The organism is Acetobacter pasteurianus subsp. pasteurianus LMG 1262 = NBRC 106471 (assembly GCF_000285275.1).
Taxonomy (GTDB): domain Bacteria; phylum Pseudomonadota; class Alphaproteobacteria; order Acetobacterales; family Acetobacteraceae; genus Acetobacter; species Acetobacter pasteurianus.
Genome location: NZ_CADO01000010.1, coordinates 1 through 20,895, shown reverse-complemented (window position 1 = coordinate 20,895; position 20,895 = coordinate 1). Strand labels below are relative to the sequence as shown.

The window sequence follows — 20,895 nt, the reverse complement described above, 5'->3', positions numbered from 1 at the left end:
CCCTTATGAGGGAGTTGGTGCATGCGTACAGAACACCCATCAGATACCGGCCCCAAAAGTGCCAGTCGTTCATTTTTACGCGGTTTGTTTGGGGGGCATGGTCCCGTTAACATACAGGATGATCATTTTCCCATAAAAAGCGAAATTTTTGGCATTGAACGTCTGGAGGCGCATGCCAGAAGCTTGGCCGTAGCACAGGCCATTGTGCCCGCAAGGCATAATCGGCGTGGGCAGCCCCTCAAGCGCAGGTTGGCAGAAAATGCCGCAGTGCTTGCAGCAGCTAATGAAACAGTGACCAAGGCCAGTCAAAGGGGCCGATTATTACCGCCAGCAGCTCAGTGGCTGGCAGATAACTATGCCCTTATTGATATGCAGATTAGAGAAACCAGTCTGGATCTGCCAAGTGGGTATTACACGCGCCTGCCCAAGCTTGCGAATGGTCCTTTTGTTGGTTTGCCGCGCGTTTTTGGCATTACATGGGCTTTTGTTGCGCATACAGACAGCTATCTTCAGCCTGATTTTTTGCGGCGGTTTTTGCTTGCTTACCAAACGGTTACGCCACTTACGATAGGTGAGCTTTGGGCTGTTCCCATTACCTTGCGCATTGTTTTAATAGAAAACCTGCGCCGTATTGTAAGCGCCATTATAGATAGCCACGCAAGCCAACAGGCGGCGGATATTCTGGCTGATCAACTTGCAGCGGCCCGCAAGAACGATGCGCCTAAATTGTCTGCCATCTTATCTCAAATAGATCCACGCATGATTACGCCTGCGTTTACGGCGCAGCTTGCGCATCGTTCAAGAGGAATAGATCCAGAAAAAGACCCCGTGCTTGTGTGGTTGGAGCAGCGTCTGGCAGACAAAAAAACAAATATCGAGCAAGGCATTCAGGAATATTTACAGACGCAGGGCGCCTTTAATGCGACTATTCGAAATATCATTACCAGTTTGCGGCATATTGCAGAATCTGATTGGACAGAAACTTTCGAGCAAGTGTGCTTGGTGGATACAGTATTCGCAGAATATGCAAGTTTTACATCTGCCGATTTTGCCAGCCGAGACCTTTACCGCAAAGCTATTGAGGATTTGGCTTATGGTAGTACCGTTGATGAAATTGAGATTGCCAAGAAGGCTGTTTTTTTAGCGCAAGACGCAGCTTCTTCCAATGGGTTTGACCAGCGCAAGAGTGATCCCGGTTATTATCTGGTGATGGAAGGTCGTTCCATTCTGGAAGCTTCCATCGGTTTTCGTCCCAGTCTTTCCAGAAAACTGGCACAGGCATTCTGCCAAAGTGGCATTACAGGCTATGCCGTGGTTGTTTTTATACTGGCACTCATTTTTGTGGCGGGGCCTGTGTGGCTTTCCTTTCAGGAAAACGCATGGTTTCCATGGGTTCTGTTGGTAGCGGCGTTGGCACTTGCCCCCGCATTGGAGGCCGCCGTTGCGTGCATTAACTGGCTGGCTTTGCGTGTTACCAAGGTAACGGCATTGCCGGGGTTGGAGCTTTTAGGCGGTATTCCGGTAAAACTGCGCACAATGGTGGTTATTCCTGCCCTACTTACCAACGTAAAAACGGTGGATGAGCTTTTATCTCGGTTAGAAATCCACTATCTGGCCACTCATGATAGCGGTGTTTATTTTGCGCTTTTAACAGATTGGTCTGATCATTCAGAGGCCTCTGCCCCAGAAGATGATGCACTTTTTCAGTTAGCTTCTGCCGGTATTCATCATCTTAACGAAAAATACGGGTCTGTGCCGGATGGCAACAGGTTTCTCCTTCTGCACCGCCACAGGGTTTGGAGCGAGAGTGAAGGCGTATGGATGGGGTGGGAGCGCAAACGGGGTAAGCTGCATGAGTTGAACCGCCTGTTGCGCGGCGCAACAGACACCACTTTTCTGGCTGAATGCAGCCAGAATATTCCCCAAGCTGTAAAATATATCGTCACACTGGATGCCGATACACGCTTGCCCCTTGAAACAGTCAAAAAACTGGTGGGCAAACTGGCGCATCCTCTTAATGCACCGCAATTTAATGCAACAACCGGGCGTGTGCAGCAGGGTTATGCTGTTCTGCAACCTCGTGTTACGCCCTCTTTGCCTATCGGGCATCAGAGCACTTTGTTCCAGCGTATTTTCTCTGCATCTAGCGGGATAGATGCCTATTCCTCTGCAATATCAGATCTTTATCAGGATATGTTTGGAGAGGGATCTTACGCGGGCAAAGGCATTTACGAAATTGATGCGTTTGAAGCTGCCTTGGCCGGGCGTGTGCCAGAAGCAACGCTTTTAAGCCATGATCTGTTTGAAGGTATTTTTGCACGCGCCGGATTGGTTTCTGACATTGAGGTGATAGAGGAGTTTCCGACAGATTACCTGGTTGCGGCCCAAAGGCTCCATCGCTGGACACGGGGAGACTGGCAACTGCTTCCCTGGATTGTTTCTGGCATATTTCGCACCCCTTCCCCACGCAACAGCTTATCCGGAATTGCGCGTTGGAAAATGGTGGATAACCTCCGCCGCACCCTATGTGCGCCCTTTACTTTGTTGGCGCTGATTATCAGTTGGATTTTGTTGCCAGAAAACGCTGGTATCTGGACACTGTTTATCCTTCTGATTATGGCTCTGCCCGCTTTTCTGCCTGTCATTCCCGATATTGCGCCACGCCGGGAATGGATTAGTTTTCGCAGCTATTTTAATGTGTTGGGGGCATCCATTTCCAATGCCGTTGTCATGACGGCGCTTAACATTACATTTCTAGTGCATCAGGCCTGCCTATTGGGTGATGCAATTATTCGCACTCTTGGGCGAGTTTTTGTAACACGGCGATATTTGTTGCAGTGGGTGCCTGCGGCGCAAACGGCAGATCTTTTGCAGTCTGGTTTGCTGCAATATTACCTGAAAATGCTTTCTGCCCCACTTATTGCGGTCATTCTTGTCATACAGGTGACCATGCAGGATGTGGGAAACCTGATTTTTATTGGCCCACTGGCTGTTCTATGGGCGTTTTCTCCTGCTATTGGGTTATGGACAAGCCGGGTTGCAGTTTTAACGGCTCAATCCCGTCCTTCCCGCACAGATATTCGCACTTTGCGTCTGACTGCCCGCAATACGTGGCGCTTTTTTGAAGAATTTGTCACCGCGGATGATCACATGCTTCCGCCAGACAATTTTCAGGAAGTGCCCTCTCCCGTTATCGCCAGACGTACATCTCCCACCAATATAGGGCTTTATCTTTTATGCACGGTCAGTGCCTATGATTTTGGCTGGAATGGTCTGGCTGATACAATAGAACGGCTTGAAAACACTTTTAAAACACTAGATGAATTGGAAAAATATAAAGGGCATTTATATAACTGGTACAGCACGGCTGATTTGGAGCCGCTAGCGCCTTTATATGTTTCCACCGTAGATAGCGGTAATTTTGCGGGCCACCTTGTTGCTCTGGCACGCGCTTGCCGGGAGTGGATTAAAAATACTGCCCAACCGTCTATGTGGCGTGAGGGTATAGCAGATGCCATTACCCTTGCCATTACAGATCTTACTTTCCGTAATGGTGAACGGTTGCAGAATACAAAACAGCAAAAAGTTTTGATCCGATCACTCGCGCGGTTAAAAACCTCTGTTCTGGGTGCTTCTGAAATAAAAACCGAGGCCAGTCTGCTGTTGTTACAGAAACAGGCGCAAACCATAGCAGAGCACGCAGTTCATCTTTATGCAGAAACCAATGGAGCAGAAGAACAGGCGGTGTCAGACCCGCTTTTCTGGTCTCTGGCGCCATTAAAGGCGATTGAAAGCCATCTGCGTGATTTGGATCATGCACAAAGCGCAACCTTTGAAGACCGGCTGAAAGCACTACAAACCAAAGCGACCATGCTTGCATACGGCATGGATTTTGCCTTTTTGCGAGATCCTGCACGCAAACTTCTCTCTATCGGGTTTGTTGTTACCGAAGATACCCCAGATAGTAATTGTTATGATTTGCTAGCCTCTGAATCCCGGTTGGCGGTCTTTTTTGCCATCGCAAAAGGAGACATTCCCGCGCGGGACTGGTTCCGCCTGGGGCGTGCCCTCACCTCTGCTGGCAGTGGCGCCGCACTGGTATCGTGGTCTGGCTCAATGTTTGAATATCTTATGCCTTCTCTGGTGATGCGTGCGCCTATAGGCAGCCTGCTCCAGCAAACCAACGCGCTTATTGTGCAGCGCCAGATTGCTTATGGGCAATCTCACAATATTCCATGGGGGATTTCGGAATCAGCCTATAATGTGCGGGATGTAGATTACACTTACCAATACTCTAACTTTGGCATTCCGGGGTTGGGGTTAAAGCGTGGCCTTGGGCAGGATAGAGTGGTGGCGCCCTATGCCACCTTGCTGGCCTCTATGGTTGATCCGCAAAAAGCTGTGGCCAATTTGTCTGTTCTGGAAAAAACAGGCGCACACGGTCGATACGGTTTTTACGAAGCTCTGGATTACACCCCAGAACGCGTGCCGGATGGGCAGAAAATGGCCATTGTGCAGGCTTACATGGCGCACCATCAGGGCATGTCCATTCTTTCCGTGGCAGACGCCGTTCTGGATGGCATCATGAGGAAACGCTTTCATGATGACCCGGTGATTGCCTCGGCCGAATTGCTGTTGCAGGAACGCGCACCCCGCACAGGTGCGGTAGCCCATCCTCTGCCAATAGAAGAATACCCTCTCCCGCGCTCGGAGTTGCCGCAAGCGACATCTGGCCGCTACTACGGTACGGATTACACGCCCGCTCCTGTTACGCACCTTCTTTCCAATGGCCGTTATACAGTTATGCTCACGTCTGCGGGTTCTGGCTATACCATGTGGCAGGGATTGGCTGTTACACGCTGGCGGGAAGATCCAACGCTGGATAATTTTGGATCATATCTTTACCTGAAAAACGTAAAGACCGGGAAAGTCTGGTCTGCCGGCATCCAACCCTGTGGGGAAGAACCGGATGATTACGTAAGTGTTTTCCATGAAGATCGCGCAGAGTTCACTCGCCGTGATGGCTCTCTGACCACAACGGTCGAAGTCATGGTTTCTGCGGAGGATGATGCCGATGTACGCTACCTGAGCGTTTTTAATGGTGGCTATGATAGTGTTGAAATAGATATTACATCTTATGCAGAACTGGCTTTACTGGCACCAGATTCAGATCTTGCGCATCCGGCTTTTACCAAACTGTTTGTAGAAACAGATTACCTGCCAGAAGCCAAAGCCCTTATAGCAACCCGCAGGCGGCGCACCCCTAATGAGCCTGAAATCTGGGCGGCACATGTGGCTGTGTGTTCCACCCCCATTATGGTGGAAACAAACCGTGCGCAGTTTATTGGGCGCGGCCATACAGCCCGGTCTCCCGCAGCACTGGCGGGCAAAACACAACTTTCTGGGCAAACAGGCACAGTGCTGGACCCCTGCTTTGCCATGCGCAGCCGCGTCAGCATCAAACCCGGAGCTACAGCGCGGATCACGTTCTGGACAATGGTTGCTTCATCCCGTCAGGAGTTGGAACGGCTGATTGAAGTGCATCAGGATGATACAGCACTGGACCGTGCACGCACACTGGCTTGGACACAGGCGCAAATTCAGTTCCGGCATTTTGATATTACTCCGGCAGAAGCCGATCTGTTCCAGCGTTTGGCTGGCCATATTCTGTTTGCCAATGCGGCTTTACGGGCACCATCCGCAGTTATCATGCAAGGTATGGCTGCCCAGCCAACGCTATGGGAACAAGGTATTTCTGGTGATCTGCCTTTGGTTGTTTTGCGCGTAAAGGATACGCCAGATACTGATATTGTCCGGCAGGTTCTGCTGGCGCATGAATACTTGCGGCTCAAGCAGGTTGCTGTAGATCTGGTGCTGATAAATGAACATCCATCGTCCTATCTACAGGATTTACAGAACACTCTTGAAAACCTTGTTCGCTCTATGCCCAAAATGGCAACCGTGGCTGGCTCTATCTGCATTTTACGGGCTGATCTGATATCCGCTCCAGTTAAGAACCTGTTACTGGCGGCAGCCCGCGTTGTTCTTACGGCAGATAAGGGTTTGGCAGAACAGCTTGATCAGGCCGATGTGGCAATGGCCCCAAAATCTGTTCTGTTTCAAACGCCGCATGTGTTCGCGCCCAGTGTCTTCAAGGTGCCTGATATTCCCGAACTTGAATTTTTTAATGGGCATGGTGGGTTTGCTCATAACGGACAGGAATATGTGGTTGTGCTGCCACCCGGCCACACAACCCCGGCCCCATGGATTAACGTGATTGCCAATGATACTGCGGGTTTTCAGGCTTCTGCCGAAGGAAGCGGCTACACATGGGCACTAAATAGCCGTGAACACCAGATAACCCCGTGGTCGAATGATCCTGTCAGCAATCAGCCGGGCGAAATTTTCTACCTGCGGGATGAAGATACAAAGGTATTATGGAGCCCCACAGCAGCTATTCGCCGCGATGTTGATGCAACCTACGTTAGCCGCCACGGGCACGGCTATACGCAATATGATCGTATTGCGCACGGCATAGGCAGCACGTTGTTGCAATATACGCCGGTAAAAGACCCCATCAAGATTTCCCGTCTGCAACTGCATAATCTTTCTGGCCAAGCTCGCACACTTTCTCTTACCGGATATGTTGAATGGGTGCTTGGCACGGCCCGCGCCAAAACAGCGTCTTTCATTACAACGGAAATAGATGATGCCACAGGGGCGCTATTTGCCCACAATCGGTGGAGTGCCGTTTACGGTGGCCGTGTTGCCTTTGCCGATATTGGCGGTTACGTCACAGCCAGTTCGGGAGATCGCACCTCCTTTGTAGGTAGAAATGGCACACTGGATAGCCCGTATGCCCTTACCTTGGCAGATACTGTGCAAGGAAGCACCGGTGCCGGGCTTGATCCATGCGGTGTTTTGCAAACCATAGTTACCCTGCCAGCAGATGGACGTGTGGAAATTGTTTTCCTGCTAGGGGAAGCAGAAAACGAGGCTGAAGCCAGGCAGATGATTGCCCATTACCGGACGATTGATCTGGATACCGTTCTGGACGAGGTCAAACAGCAATGGCAGCATATTTGTGGGTCCATTCAGGTTAAAACACCAGATCGCAGCATGGACATCATGCTGAATGGCTGGCTGTTGTACCAAACACTTTCCAGCCGTGTGCGTGCCCGTGCAGGTTTTTATCAGGCCAGTGGGGCTTATGGGTTCAGGGATCAGTTGCAGGATGGCATGGCCCTTGCAGCCTCCTGCCCCACTTTGGTGCGGGAGCATCTTGTTCGCGCGGCTTCCCGCCAGTTTGTGGAAGGTGATGTGCAGCATTGGTGGCTGCCTCAAACTGGCGCAGGCGTGCGTACCCATATTTCGGATGACTGCACATGGCTTGGTTACACTGTGGCACACTATGTCACCACAACGGGTGACCTTGCTGTTCTGGATGAAAATATCGGTTTTCTGGAAGCCCCTCCGCTGCCCATAACCGAGCACGATAGCTTCATGGTTCCCGCACACTCGGAAGAGAGTGCGACGCTTTTCGAGCATTGTGGCCGCGCGCTTGATCGGAGCCTTGCCGTAGGTGTGCATGGCCTTCCCCTTATGGGTACGGGGGACTGGAACGACGGCATGAACCGTGTGGGGGAACAGGGCCGTGGAGAAAGCGTGTGGCTTGGTTGGTTCCTCTACACCACGCTGGAGATATTTATCCCCATCGCTCGTGCCCGTAATGAAGATATGCGGGCAGATAAATGGCAACAGCATACCCGCAAACTGGCCAAAGCGCTGGAACATACATGGGATGGAGATTGGTACCTGCGGGCGTATTTTGATGATGGCACGCCTCTTGGCTCCCACACCATGCCGGAATGTCAGATAGATGCCATTTCCCAATCATGGTCTGTACTGTCTGGGGCAGCCATGCCGGAACGGGCCAACCATGCCATGCGCTCTGCTATCCATCGGTTAGTGCGGCAGCAGGATGGGCTTATTCTGGTGCTTACGCCACCATTTGATAAAGCCATGCCAGACCCCGGCTATATCCGCGGATACCCACCCGGCATACGTGAAAATGGCGGACAGTACACCCACGCAGCTTTATGGACGGTTATGGCCATAGCGGCCTTGGGTGATGGTAATCTGGCCCAAACGTTGTTCCATATGCTCAACCCCATTACTCATAGCCAGACACCGGAACAGGCGGCCCGTTACAAGCTGGAACCCTACGTTATTGCCGCCGATGTGTATTCCGAAGCCCCGCATGTTGGGCGTGGTGGGTGGTCTTGGTACACTGGGTCTGCCGGTTGGATGCAACGGGTGGGCACTGAAACCATTCTTGGCGTGCGCATCCATGCTGACAAGCTTTTGATAGACCCATGCATTCCACAGCATTGGCCGGAATTTGAGGTAACATTGCAATGGAAAACAGCGCGTTACAGTATTCTGGTGAAAAACCCGGATCATGTTTGCCGTGGTGTCAGAAAGATTACCGTAGATGGCGTGCAAAGTTACATGATGCATGAAGTGAACATGCAAGATGATGGGCTTTTACATAAAGTAGAAGTGATCCTTGGCTCATGAATATCTGCTAAACATAGAACGAATACCAGTTTCTTCCCGTTCATGCCGCTATTAGGGGGATCAATATGCGCCGTATGTTTTTCATCACAACTGCTTTGTTCATGACAACTCAGGCGCTTGCAGCCTCTGCCCCTCCCGTTGCACTCACGCATGTGCGTATTGTGGATGGCACCGGAGCACCCCCTATAGAAGATGCAACGCTTGTGATGCAGGGAGATCATATTCTTGCAGTTGGCAAGGATGTGGACATACCCAAAGATGCCAAAGTGCTGGATCGTTCAGGAGATACTGCCCTACCCGGCATTATTTCCGATCACAGCCATGTTGGGCAATATGAGGGTGTGACCACGGGTTCCCAGTTTTATACACGCGCCAATATCATGGCGGCACTTGGGCAGTATCGACGTTACGGTGTCACCACTGTTACGGCGTTGGGCAATAACGTGCCAGATGTGTTTGATCCGCTCCGGAAGGAGGCACATGCAGGAAAAACACCGGCTGATCTGTTCGGAGTTGATCAAGGCATTGGCGTTCCCAATGGTGCGCCGCCTGTAAATGTTGCACCTAACCAGCTTTTCCGCCCCAAAACAGCCAATGAAGCCCGAGAAGCCGTGGATACAATGGCAGATGAAGGCACTGATCTGGTTAAAATTTGGGTTGATGATTTTGATGGCACGCTGCCCGTTAAAATGAGCCCGGATATTATTGCTGCCGTTGTAGAGGAATCCCACAAACGCAAATTACGTGTGGCAGCGCATATTCATGATTTGGAAGATGCTCAGCATGTTGTGGCTGCCGGAGTGGATATTCTTGCTCATGGTGTGCGGGATAAACCCGTTACGCCAGAGCTGGTTGCGGCACTGAAATCCCGCGGTATCTGGTATATTGCCACCCTTCAGCTGGATGAAGCTACAACAGCATGGGCTGATCGCGCGCCGTGGACGCAAACTTCCTTTGCAATAGCAGGGCTTTCTGGCCCCTTACTGAAACAGATTAATGATCCCGCATGGCAGGCACAGCACAAAGCAGGCAAACAGGCTGATTTCGCCCGCTCCTCTTTAGAGATGAACCTGCAAAACCTAAAAACATTGCATGATGCTGGTGTAAAAATAGGCTTTGGCACAGATAGCGGCGCTACCCCTTTACGGGTGCCCGGCGTGGCAGAACATCGGGAACTGGCCCTTATAGTACAGGCGGGTCTGACACCTTTGGAGACCATTCATATCGCCACCCAGAACGCTGCAGATTTGCTGAATCTTTCTGATCGGGGCGTATTGGCACCGGGTAAACGGGCAGATGTACTGGTGGTTACCGGAAACCCTGCCGCCAATATAGAAAACGCCGACAAGATTATTGAAACATGGGAAAACGGCGTAGCCATTTCTCCCCCTGTGCTGCAAAAATAAAAGCAGACTTTAAAACCTCCCCATCTTTTCAGCGTTTAGAGCGAAAGTCGGAGCCTTACGGTTTATGGAGGGCATTACTACTTACTGTGGCCACTTTAAGTCGTGTTATGCTGCATTAAAGTGGCTAAGGTTCAATTGCATAGCGCAACGGGTTTGTGGAGGGAAACCACTCTCTACCTCATCTTGTAATACGGCCGCTAATCTTGGATTTATCAAGCTTTCAGGAAGGATTTTAAACCCAAGACGCGTATAAAAAGGCGCATTCCATGGCAGTCCCCGAAAAGTCGTCAGAGTGACTGCGCTAAGCTGGTATGCTTTTGCCCAACTACATGCCGCGTAAAGAAGCGCTGTTCCTATTCCCCGCTTCTGCTCTTTCTTACAAACGGACATTTCAAGAATATGAAACTCCTGTGCGTATATTCGCGCACAGAGAAAAGCGACAGGTTGACCATTATGATCAACAGCAACCCAACTTGTGCCAGCGGTTATGGCAGAAAGATGTATATCTACCGGCAAAACAGTATGATCGGCTATCCAGCTTAATGAAGGGATCTGCCGGAAAATCTGCGCAGCGGATTGCTCAATAAGTGCAAGAACAGGCACATCTTCAATGCACGTCTTACGTATGGTGAAATCGGATTTATTCATTTTTCCATCTGCAATGTATTACGCTACAAATTCATAAGGTAACCATGCATAAGCCTCCCCACCTTACCAGACATACTTTATGTGTGATGTGGCGCAGGCCGTGGTAACGCTAAAGCAATTCTACCAAACCTATCTTCAATATGACGTGCATAAAGAGCCTTGCCCTGATACGTTAGGCCTTACCGAGGGGAGCCCCGACATGGAGCTGAGATATTGCAGAGCCAACAGGCAGCGCAATGACCCTTTGAACCTGATCCGGGTTATGCCGGCGAAGGGACAGGTTTGACTACCCTATCCTTTTTGCTGGAATTGCGCGGCAGGGAGCCATGTTCTTGCGGAAAGGGAATTGCCCGACCATGATCGCCAATGTTTTGAGTATTGCCGGCACCGATCCCACAGGTGGTGCAGGAATTCATGCCGATATTAAAGCATTTTCGGCCATGGGGGCTTATGGCATGGCCGCCATTACGGCCGTGGTGGCCCAGAACACCCAAGGCGTGCGGTCCTTTGTGGCGCTAGACCCGCAATTTGTAGGCGAGCAGATTGACAGTGTGTTTGATGATGTGCGGGTAGATGCCGTTAAAATTGGGATGGTGCCCAATATCGGCATTGCCAAGGTTATTGCAGAACGGCTGCATCATCATGGTGCAAAAAATATTGTGCTTGATCCGGTTATGGTGGCCAAAAGTGGAGACCATCTTCTGGAAAGCAATGCTGTCAGCACTATCAGAGACCTTCTGGTGCCGCTTGCAACGCTTATTACCCCCAACCTGCCAGAAGCTGGTGTTTTGCTGAATGCCAACCCCGTATGGACGCTGGATGAAATGCGCTTACGGGTAAAAGAATTGGCCAAGCTGGGCTCGGAATGGGTTTTGCTCAAAGGTGGCCACCTTGAAGGATCAACCCAGAGTGTTGATCTGCTTTATGGACCGGATGAAATTATTGAGTTTGCAGCGCCCCGTATCCACACACGTAATGACCACGGTACCGGCTGCACACTCTCTGCTGCCATAGCGGCGCTACTACCTTCCAAATCGGTGGAAGATAGCGTGCGTGAGGCAAAAGTGTATCTACATGGCGCTCTTGCTGCGAGTGATACGCTTGATGTCGGGCATGGCCACGGCCCGCTGCATCATTTCCATCACCTTTGGACATAATGTACGGTTTTATCGGCATCACATAGCGTGATGCCGATAAACAGGGATATATCAGAGTTCAATATCTATTTCACGAATGCCAGCGCGCTGTGTGGCATCCGGGTGACCTTGGTGGAATGGCTCGTCTGCAAGCAGCTTCACATCGCTTAACTCAGATACAGCAATGCAATCCCACTGCCCCTGCGCTGGCACACGCTTTTCATGCGCATCCACACCACGATACATCAGCACCTTTTCTACGCCATCTCCTTTGCCCAGAGCGTGCGGAGAGCCGACCTGCGGTTTATCATGAAGCGTAAAAGCTACGGCTTTTTTCTGTTCAATAGCGGTACGTAAAATGCTGTAAGCTGACATGGTTTGTTTCCTCTTTGCAGGAATAACAGTCCAACCCGCGTGCGGCTTAGATAACGCCGGAAGCTGACAAAAGCTTCATGCAGGTCTTTTATGGGGTTACGCCCCTTCCCCCACAAAAGCGAGAGAGTTGAGATAGGAGCAGCTATACCTGCCCCCACAACAGAACAGCCCTGCTGATCTTTGGCATGTGCCTTTCTTCAGCCCTCTGTGTGCGCGGGGTATTTGTGCGCCACTTACTCTTTCTTGACAAAAGGCAAATAATCTTCCTTTAACAAGAGCACAATTTGGAGAGGATTTTTGTCTAGATCAGCCACCACGCACGCAAAAATGCGCCTGTTTGCCAGCCGATGGCTGGTGGCCATTTGTGTGATGGTGGGGCTTGTTGGGCAGCTTTTCCTCCAAAGCCATGCGCAGCTTGGGGAAATGCCCCGCGCCACGCTTGAACGCCTTACCGGCCTTCATATTGGTCCAGCGCTTAAAAGCCCGGCATGTCCTGATATGGATGATGCCATGGTGATGCCTGCGGATGATGAAGGGCATGACCCGGCTCATCATTCGCATGATGACAACAACGGGTTCTGCCCTCTCTGCCCACTGCTGCAACTGCCTGATATCGCCTTTATCGGGATTTTTGTGGCCCTAAGCATTATGCTGCTGGCCAAGCGGCAGATCTATCATGACCGCGCCCCACGGGCCCCGCCTGCTGGCATTTTTACGGGCCTTCCTCATACACGTGGGCCGCCTTCTTCCCTGTCATGTCTTTACTGACAGGAACACGTTTTTGCGGCTGCTATCTGTAATATAATAGCATCTGTCATTTCCGCCTTATGCGGGAACCAGCCATAAGGTCTGGATACATCAACCTGCCCTGTCAGCCTTTATGTGTGACGCTGTCAGGACAGATAGGTATGTCTCGTATTTTTCGAACACTCCCATGTTTTGGGGTTATGATAGGCGGTCTTACGCTTATCTGTGGGCCAGCTTTGGCTGCTTCGCCCCTCACCTACTGCACACCAACCTCTGCCAGTGCGTCTAAAAAATGTAGCGCCTCTGGGCCTTCTTGCGCGTGTTCCTCTTCGGCAAATCACGCATCTGCTCAAACAACCCATCAGAATATTACGGTATATGGATCAGGCTCCCGACATTCCTACACTGTGCCAACAATAGAAGCTTGGGGGAAAACGCCGGTTGCACTGAAGGATATTCCCCAGTCCGTATCTGTCATTACGCAGCAGCGTATGGAAGATTCCAACATGCTGACAATGACCGACGCGATGCGCCAGATTAATGGCATTCGCGTTATGCCGGCCTCTACGGCCAATTCCAATTTCTACTCACGTGGGTATCAGCTCACAACTTCTGTGGATGGCACGCCAAATGCTTCCGGAACGCTAAATAACGCCAGTTTTGATCTTTCCATGTATGACCGTATCGAGGTGCTGCGTGGGTCTTCGGGCCTGTTGCAGGGGGCTGGTGGTGCGGGTGGGGTTGTAAATGAGGTCACCAAAAAACCGGGGCAGGATTTTGCGCTAAGCGGTGCCGCCAGTGTTGGGAGCTTTAACAATTACCGTGCTGATGTGGATATGACGGTAGCACTGAACAAATCCAAAACCCTTCGCTTCCGCACGGCTGATCTGTTTGAAGATAATGATTACTTTTACAAATACGCCCATACCCGCAAATGGCAGGCCTATGGGGTGCTGGAGTGGGATATAACCCCGCGCACCACCTTTATGGTTTCCCACGCAGCGCAACAGCAGGATAATCAGGCCCCCTATTACGGATTGCCGCTTACAACGGCCAATACGCTGTGGTCTGGCAGCCGCTCGGCAAACCCTAGCCAGAGCTGGGGATATTCCAATTACATGACCCAACAGACCATAGCCTCACTCAACCAGAAACTCTGGGGGGATTGGTCTGCAACTGCGCGCGGCACATTTTATGATCAAAGCTACAACACGCTTTATAACGAGCCCTGGAACCAGATAGACCCCAGCACAGGCACCTTGCAGTATCGGGACCAAGGCATTGCCGCTTTTAAGGGCACAAATTCATCACGCTCTGCGGATATTTATGCCCAAGGCAGTTTCCATTTTCTAAACCGTACGCATCATGCGCTTTTCGGGTTCAACTATAATTCGTACGAACAGGTTACGCAGTATGCCAACAACAATTGTAACGCCATCTATAATGATGTGAGCATAAACAACACGGATGTTGTTAAAAAACCCGCAGCAAGCTGTTTTAACTATGCCACAAACGCCAATGGTTGGGGCACGGATGACTATGCCTATCAATGGGGTTTTTATGGCCAGCTCCGGTTTGAACTCACCAAAAAACTCTCCCTTATTCTGGGCGGCCGTGCCTCACGCTATTACGAGAAACTGCGCGATATTGCGCCCGCACCAGCCACACAATGGCAGACAACATCCAACATACATGGGGAGCTTACGCCTTATCTGGGATCTGTTTACCAGATAACACCCCATATCTCTTGGTATGCCAGCTACTCCAGTATTTTCACCCCTTCTGTGGGCAAGGAAACGTATCACGGTGGCGGGCTAACGCCCCAGCGTGGCAACCAGATTGAAACAGGATTTAAGGCGGAATATTTTCATGGCCGGTTAAATGTTTCTTCCGCCCTGTTCCGGATGGAGAGCGTGAACCAGCCAGTGCAGGACCCGCTGCATGCGCAGTTTTACGTCACCACCGGGCCTATTCGCCGCCAAGGATGGGAAATGCAGATAGATGGGCAAATTCTGCCTAATCTGGATGTTTCCATTGGCTACACGTATCTGGACACCAAAGTTTCCAATTCCCGTGTCAGCGATTTTGGAGGCGTTTACTCCCCGCATCACATGTTCAAATCCTGGGTGCATTACACCGTGCCTGATGGACGGCTGAAAGATCTGAACATAGGGGTTGGGATAGATGCCAACAGCAATCTGCGCGGGAGTTATGCCACCACCGTGCAAGGTGGGTATATGACGATGGACGGTATGATTGGTTACAAGATCAACCGTAACCTGCGCCTGCAACTGAATGCTTATAACCTGACCAACCGCCATTATTACGAACGCGCCAGTGGTATATGGCAGTTCAACTTTCCCGCGGCTCCTCGCAATTTCATGGCAACGCTTCGTGCTACGTACTGATAAACCCTCTTCTTCCCATTCTCTTTCAGATTGGAAAATCCTGTTCCCTTTTTGGGTATCTGCAGAAAAGTGGAAAGCATGGGGCCTGCTGGGGCTTATTATTGGGCTTTCGCTGCTTTATGTGCGCACAGCCGTGTGGTTTGGGATTTGGGACCAAAAGTTTTTTGATGCCTTTTTTGCATTCCATGTAGGCCAAGCGCTAGGCCTGCTGCCGGTTTATATTGCAGCTTGCGCCTTTTCAGCCGGTATTTATGTGCTGCAAACCTATCTGACACAGATCCTTTCCATGCGTTGGCGCTTATGGAACACAAAGGTCTATCTGCAACATTACTTGCAAAACACAACCTATTACCGTTTGGAGCATGATGCCGCGCAGGCAGATAACCCAGACCAGCGTATTGCAGATGACCTTGCACAAATGACAACCCTTGTTCTCAAACTGGGATTGGATGCTATTCAGGCAGTAATGACGTTGCTGTCATTCTCTATTGTTCTATGGGAAATCGGTGGTGTGTTATCGGTGCCACTTTGGGGGCATATCTGTCATATTCCCGGCTATCTGTTTTTTGGAACAGTTATTGTTTCTGTATTGGTTTCCTTTTTCATAGAAAAAGCAGGCGGCCCCTTAATAAACGCTGATTATCAGCAACAACATTATGATGCAGATTTACGTGCAAGTCTGCTTGATTTGCGGCGTAATTCTGAACAGGTCGCTTTTTACAAAGGAGAAGATGCCGAGCATCTGCGCTTTTCCACCCATCTTGCTCATATTGCCAGAAATTGGCGTAAGGTTGTGCATTACACGTGGCGCGCCAACTTTGTAGGCACCTTTTATAACCAAACAGCTTCCATTATTTTATGGGTTTTATTGGTGCCCAAAATTATGGTGCATGCGCTTACGTTTGGCGCTTATGCGCGTATCAATGCTGCCTTCATGCAGGTTCGAAGAAGTTTGCAATGGTTTATTGATAATTACACAGATCTGGCAGGGCTGCGTTCCACATTGCAACGTCTGGCTGAATTTGAACGCATCATACAGCAAAAGCCGATACAAGGTATTGTTTGTAAACCTACAAACCAAAATACAGTTTCAATCCATAATCTGGTTCTTAACCTGCCTTCCGGGCAGACATTGCTGGACTTCGGCAGCCTGACATTTCAAGCTGGTGAGCGATGGGCTATTTACGGTGCATCCGGCAGTGGAAAGAGCACATTTTTACGTAGTTTAGCTGGGTTATGGCCTTATGGCAGTGGAGAAGTGTGCCTTAACAGCGCAAAAGCCATGTTTGTTCCGCAGCAAAGCTACGTGCCATCGGGGTCTTTACGGCAAGCCCTTTCCTACCCGTTATCGCCAGAGCAGCATGATCTGCATGCGTATGAAGAAGCACTTCATGCCGCAAATCTGGATGGTTACGTGTCTCGTCTGGATGAAGAGCAAGTATGGGGGAATATCCTGTCTGGTGGGGAGCAGCAGCGTCTGGCCTTGGCACGGGTTTTTCTATTTCAACCATCCATCCTGTTTCTGGATGAAGCTACCTCTGCACTGGATGAAACCAATGAGCGTTGCTTGTATGATGCGCTGCTAACATTCTTGCCCAATTGCACAATTATCAGCGTGACATACCGCAAAGCGCTGCAAGATTATCATCAGAAACAAATTGTTTTACAAAATGGGAAGGCTTTCTTTTAATCCTTAGCAAAATAGAGGAGAAACCGCTTATGCCTGTTCGCATCGGCGTTGCTGGCTGGTCGGTTCCTACCCAACTTGCCGCAGAATTTCCTTCAACTGGTACGCATCTTGAACGCTACGGCACGCGTTTTTCTGCCGTGGAAATTAACAGCAGTTTCTATCGCCCTCATCAGCACAAAACTTACGTGCGCTGGGCAACAAGCGTACCGCCGGATTTCCGTTTTTCCGTCAAACTTCCCAAGACAATTACGCATGAGCAGCGCTTTATAGGGTGTCAGGATCTTGTTGCGCGCTTTGCTGCGGAAACCAGCGGTTTGGGTGGTAAGCGCGGCCCTATTTTGGTGCAATTACCTCCAAGCTTTGCTTATCCCGGAGACATTGCAGAACAGTTTTTGCATGATCTGAAGGTTGCCATCAACGGTCCGGTTGTGCTGGAGCCTAGGCATGTGAGCTGGTTTCAACCTGAAGTTGATCTCATGCTGAAAAGACAGCATGTTTCACGGGTTGCGGCGGATCCGGCTAGATTTACTTCTGCCGCACAGCCCGGAGGCTGGGGTGGTCTTGCCTATTTTCGGCTACATGGCTCTCCGCGCATTTATGAATCGCCGTATAGTGCAGAGGCTGTACAGGCACATGCAAACAGCGTTGCTGCATTAAACGCATGTGGGACGGAGGTTTGGACAATCTATGATAACACTACCTTTGGTGCTGCCACACAGAATGCACTTGAACTGATAGCGGCATTGCAGGCGTTAAAGCATTCACCCAGCATGATTGCGGATTAACGCGCCTTTGGAGCAAGCTGATGTGTAACCTCTATTCCATGACATCCAACCCACAGGCCATTCGTAAGGCTGCAAAGGTGGTGGTTGATAACACAGGCAATCTGCAGCCGTTGCCAGATATCTACCCCAACACCATGGCGCCCATTGTGCGTAATACTGTGCAAGGCCGGGAATTGATGAGGGCGCGCTGGGGTATGCCAACGCCTCCCAACTATCTTAAGGGGCACAAGGTAGACCGGGGTGTTACAAACATCCGCCACCCATCCTCCATGTGGTGGAAGCGTTGGGAGCATGTGGGGCATCGCTGTCTTGTGCCGCTAACGGCTTTTTCAGAGCCCACGCGCCTGCCTGATGGCAAGTCACAACCCGTATGGTTTGCCCGTAGTGATGGTGAACCTCTGGCATTTTTTGCCGGTATCTGGTGCCAGTGGACATCTGTGCGCAAACTGGCAGACGGAGAAACAACGGATAACCTCTTTGGGTTTCTGACCACAGAAGCCAACCGAGAAGTTGGAGCCATTCACCCAAAAGCCATGCCAGTTATTCTCACGCAGCCGGAAGAGCTGGATATATGGATGAATGCGCCAGCGGAAGAAGCCCTGCAGCTACAAAGGCCCCTACCAGATGGTATGTTGAAAGTGATTGCTCCAGCTAACGCCCCGGAGTAACCCCGCCTAAAATGCAGATATCTGGTGCAGGAGAGCATCAGAGGCATGGACAGCATGGCAAGTGGACACTATTTTCCGCCGGCCATGACTATTTCAGCCCGCCCTATCCAGATCGGCATTGATTTCGGTACGACCAATAGCGTCATCGTTATCGCGCGCCCTGATCGTACCATCCAGACCATTTCTTTCCCCTTGCCGGACGGTGGTTCCTCTCAAACCTGCCCCACACTTCTTGCCTTGTGGCAGGAAATGGAAGGAGGCAGGCGGCTGCTCCAGCGGGCCGTGGGCGCTTATGCGGTTGAGGCGCATCTTGATGATCCGTCCGAAACGCGGCTTATCATGTCCATGAAGTCTTATCTGGCTCAAGCCAGCTTTCGTGAGACACAGGTTTTTAGCCAGCGCCTTTCGTTAGAAAATCTGATTGCCACTTTCCTGCGGGAATTGATGGCACTTACAGATATTACCCCAGCAGAATGCCACGTTACGGTTGGGCGGCCGGTTCATTTTGTAGGCGAAAACGCAGATAACGCTCTGGGGGAAGCACGGTTACGCGCGGCCTTTACGCAGGCAGGCTTTGCAAATGTGGCCGTTATGATGGAGCCAGAAGCTGCGGGCTGGCGCTTTATGCAGCGGCTGAACCAGCCCGCAACAGTGCTGGTTGGAGACTTTGGCGGTGGCACGAGTGACTTTTCGATCATGCGGTTTGACCCTGCCAGCAATCAAGGGGCGCAACCACTTGGCCATACAGGTGTAGGGCTGGCTGGGGACCAGTTCGATTTCCGTATTATTGATAATGTTGTGGCCCCTTACCTTGGGCGTGATTGCACATTCCGCATTATGGGAGGGGAGCCCCTTCCGGTGCCTATTGAATGGTACCACTCTCTGGCACGTTGGCATCGTCTTTCTTTGATGCGCACCCCGCGTATTCTTAATGAGATTGCAGATGTTGCCCGAACGGCTTCTGAACCGGAAAAACTGAAAAGCCTGATCGAGCTTATTCGTGAGCAGCATGGGCAGGAGCTTTACAATGCGGTTTCTGCCACCAAGCGGGCTTTATCCTCTGCGGAAAGTGCTGAGCTTTCTTTCTCACAACCCGGTCTGGATATTAAAACAACCGTTTCACGCGCAGATTTTGACCGCTGGATTGCCCCAGATATTGCCAAACTTGGTGCCGGTATTGATCAGGCACTTAGCCAAGCCTCTCTTGCGCCAGAGCAGATTGACCGCGTGTTTCTAACAGGGGGTACATCTTTCGTGCCCGCAGTTCGGCAGCTCTTTACCTCTCGGTTTGGAGAAGATCGGGTTGAATTGGGTGGAGAATTTGTATCGGTTGCTGAGGGGTTAGCGTTGGCCTCTGTGTAGGTTTTGGGAAACCTGCACTTTACCCACCAGAAACCACATAGAGGCGAATGTAATTCTCCATCAAACGTTGCTGCATGTTCAGGAGTTCAACCTCACCATCCAGGCTTGCAAGTTGGCTGAGCAGAAATTCCACTTTAGATTCATCACCACGGCGGTAGGAGGCCCCTACCCTTTTTGCGCTAATTTTTGCATTTTCAGCCATTTGCACAGCATTTCCATACTGTGCGCGTGTCATATTGTAATTGGCAAGCGCATCTTCTGTTTCTTTCCAGGCATTCAGCACTGTTCGCTTATATTCTAGCCCGGCACTTTTGAGTTCGGATTTGCGTAATTCCACTTGCCGCGCAATTTTGCCGCCTTCAAAAATAGGCAAGGTGAGCGTTGGGCCGAATTGGGTATTTCGTGCCCCCCACCCAAACTCGGTTAAGGTTAACGCATCTATCGACAGTTCTCCGGAAAATGTAATCCGTGGGTAAAAATCAGCCCTGGCAATACCAACCATGGCTGAAGCTGCATGCAATCTCTGTTCAGCTGCACGAATATCTGGTCGGCTTTTCACCAATACAGATGGAATTTTTAAAGGTGCTGGTGTGATCTGAGTATAATCAATAGGTGAAAAACTCTGATCCATGACAGATAATGCATCTGGGCGATTATATACCAGCATGGAAAGCGCCCGACGCACGGCCTGTTGTGCGTTATCCAGTTCCTGATACTTCATAAAAACTTTCTGAAACTGGTTGTTTTGTTCGAGAAGAACCGTTTGTGAAATAAGCCCCCGTTGATACGAGACATTATTTATATTTTCTACTTCCTTTAAAATATCGGAAGCCTTTTTTTCCACCTCTACCATTTGGGTAAGATTAACCCACAAAAAATAGAGGCGGCAGATTTCTGCCTCAAATGAAAGGGATACTGCATCAATATCATCTTGAAAGGCCTGACGGTTGGCGTCTGCCACTTTGCGCATCAGCTTATAGCGGCCCCATAAATCCAGTTCCCACGAGGCAAACATGCCCGTGTTAAAATTGCTATAAGATGGGGTGGTTGCCGTCCTCCCCGCACGGCATCGCAATGTGCCAGAATGGTC

General features: G+C 50.6%; 12 protein-coding genes and 1 riboswitch. Of the genes, 9 read left to right on the top strand and 3 right to left on the bottom strand.

Translation table 11 applies throughout. From position 1 onward, the window contains the following. The first annotated feature begins 21 nt into the window (after nucleotides 1-21). Complete coding sequence (locus APA10_RS03355) at nucleotides 22-8,580, top strand: GH36-type glycosyl hydrolase domain-containing protein (protein WP_035367312.1); 8,559 nt, start codon at nucleotides 22-24, stop codon at nucleotides 8,578-8,580. A gap of 65 nt (nucleotides 8,581-8,645) precedes the next feature. Next, nucleotides 8,646-9,986, top strand: a complete 1,341-nt coding sequence (locus tag APA10_RS03350) for an amidohydrolase family protein (RefSeq protein ID WP_003630571.1) — start codon at nucleotides 8,646-8,648, stop codon at nucleotides 9,984-9,986. Nucleotides 9,987-10,091: 105 nt separating this feature from the next. Here APA10_RS03350 and APA10_RS03345 read toward each other — a convergent pair whose 3' ends face one another. Continuing rightward, entirely contained in the window at nucleotides 10,092-10,634 is a 543-nt protein-coding gene (locus APA10_RS03345) for a GNAT family N-acetyltransferase (protein WP_003630569.1), read from the bottom strand. A gap of 175 nt (nucleotides 10,635-10,809) precedes the next feature. After that, nucleotides 10,810-10,929, top strand: a riboswitch (TPP riboswitch). A gap of 61 nt (nucleotides 10,930-10,990) precedes the next feature. Between APA10_RS03345 and thiD the strand changes: the two genes are divergently transcribed. Next, a complete protein-coding gene (gene thiD / locus APA10_RS03335; protein ID WP_003630567.1) occupies nucleotides 10,991-11,791 on the top strand; it encodes a bifunctional hydroxymethylpyrimidine kinase/phosphomethylpyrimidine kinase in 801 nt (266 codons plus the stop codon). A 51-nt stretch (nucleotides 11,792-11,842) separates the two neighbouring features. On the opposite strand, the gene APA10_RS03330 is transcribed toward thiD, so the two are convergent. Beyond that, entirely contained in the window at nucleotides 11,843-12,145 is a 303-nt protein-coding gene (locus APA10_RS03330; protein ID WP_003630566.1) for a hypothetical protein, read from the bottom strand. Nucleotides 12,146-12,472: 327 nt separating this feature from the next. On the opposite strand from APA10_RS03330, the gene APA10_RS03325 reads away from it, so the two are divergent. The 6 genes from APA10_RS03325 to APA10_RS03300 are packed head-to-tail and all read left to right on the top strand — an operon-like array spanning nucleotide 12,473 to nucleotide 19,805. Then, nucleotides 12,473-12,913: a DUF2946 family protein gene (locus tag APA10_RS03325; protein WP_003630565.1), complete on the top strand. Its 441-nt coding sequence runs from the start codon at nucleotides 12,473-12,475 to the stop codon at nucleotides 12,911-12,913. Between the two features lie 59 nt (nucleotides 12,914-12,972). After that, on the top strand, nucleotides 12,973-15,300 hold the full coding sequence (locus APA10_RS03320; protein ID WP_035366243.1) for a TonB-dependent siderophore receptor: 2,328 nt from the start codon (nucleotides 12,973-12,975) through the stop codon (nucleotides 15,298-15,300). Continuing rightward, entirely contained in the window at nucleotides 15,230-16,990 is a 1,761-nt protein-coding gene (locus tag APA10_RS03315; protein WP_080587112.1) for an ABC transporter ATP-binding protein/permease, read from the top strand. The genes APA10_RS03320 and APA10_RS03315 overlap by 71 nt, the downstream gene beginning before the upstream one ends. Before the next feature lie 29 nt (nucleotides 16,991-17,019). Beyond that, complete coding sequence (locus APA10_RS03310) at nucleotides 17,020-17,775, top strand: DUF72 domain-containing protein (protein ID WP_003630561.1); 756 nt, start codon at nucleotides 17,020-17,022, stop codon at nucleotides 17,773-17,775. Nucleotides 17,776-17,795: 20 nt separating this feature from the next. Further along, on the top strand, nucleotides 17,796-18,443 hold the full coding sequence (locus APA10_RS03305; protein ID WP_003630560.1) for an SOS response-associated peptidase: 648 nt from the start codon (nucleotides 17,796-17,798) through the stop codon (nucleotides 18,441-18,443). A gap of 45 nt (nucleotides 18,444-18,488) precedes the next feature. Further along, nucleotides 18,489-19,805: an Hsp70 family protein gene (locus tag APA10_RS03300; protein WP_003624502.1), complete on the top strand. Its 1,317-nt coding sequence runs from the start codon at nucleotides 18,489-18,491 to the stop codon at nucleotides 19,803-19,805. 19 nt (nucleotides 19,806-19,824) lie between these two features. Here APA10_RS03300 and APA10_RS03295 read toward each other — a convergent pair. Then, a partial coding sequence (locus tag APA10_RS03295) for a TolC family protein (RefSeq protein ID WP_050998006.1) occupies nucleotides 19,825-20,895 on the bottom strand: 1,071 nt, incomplete at its 5' end.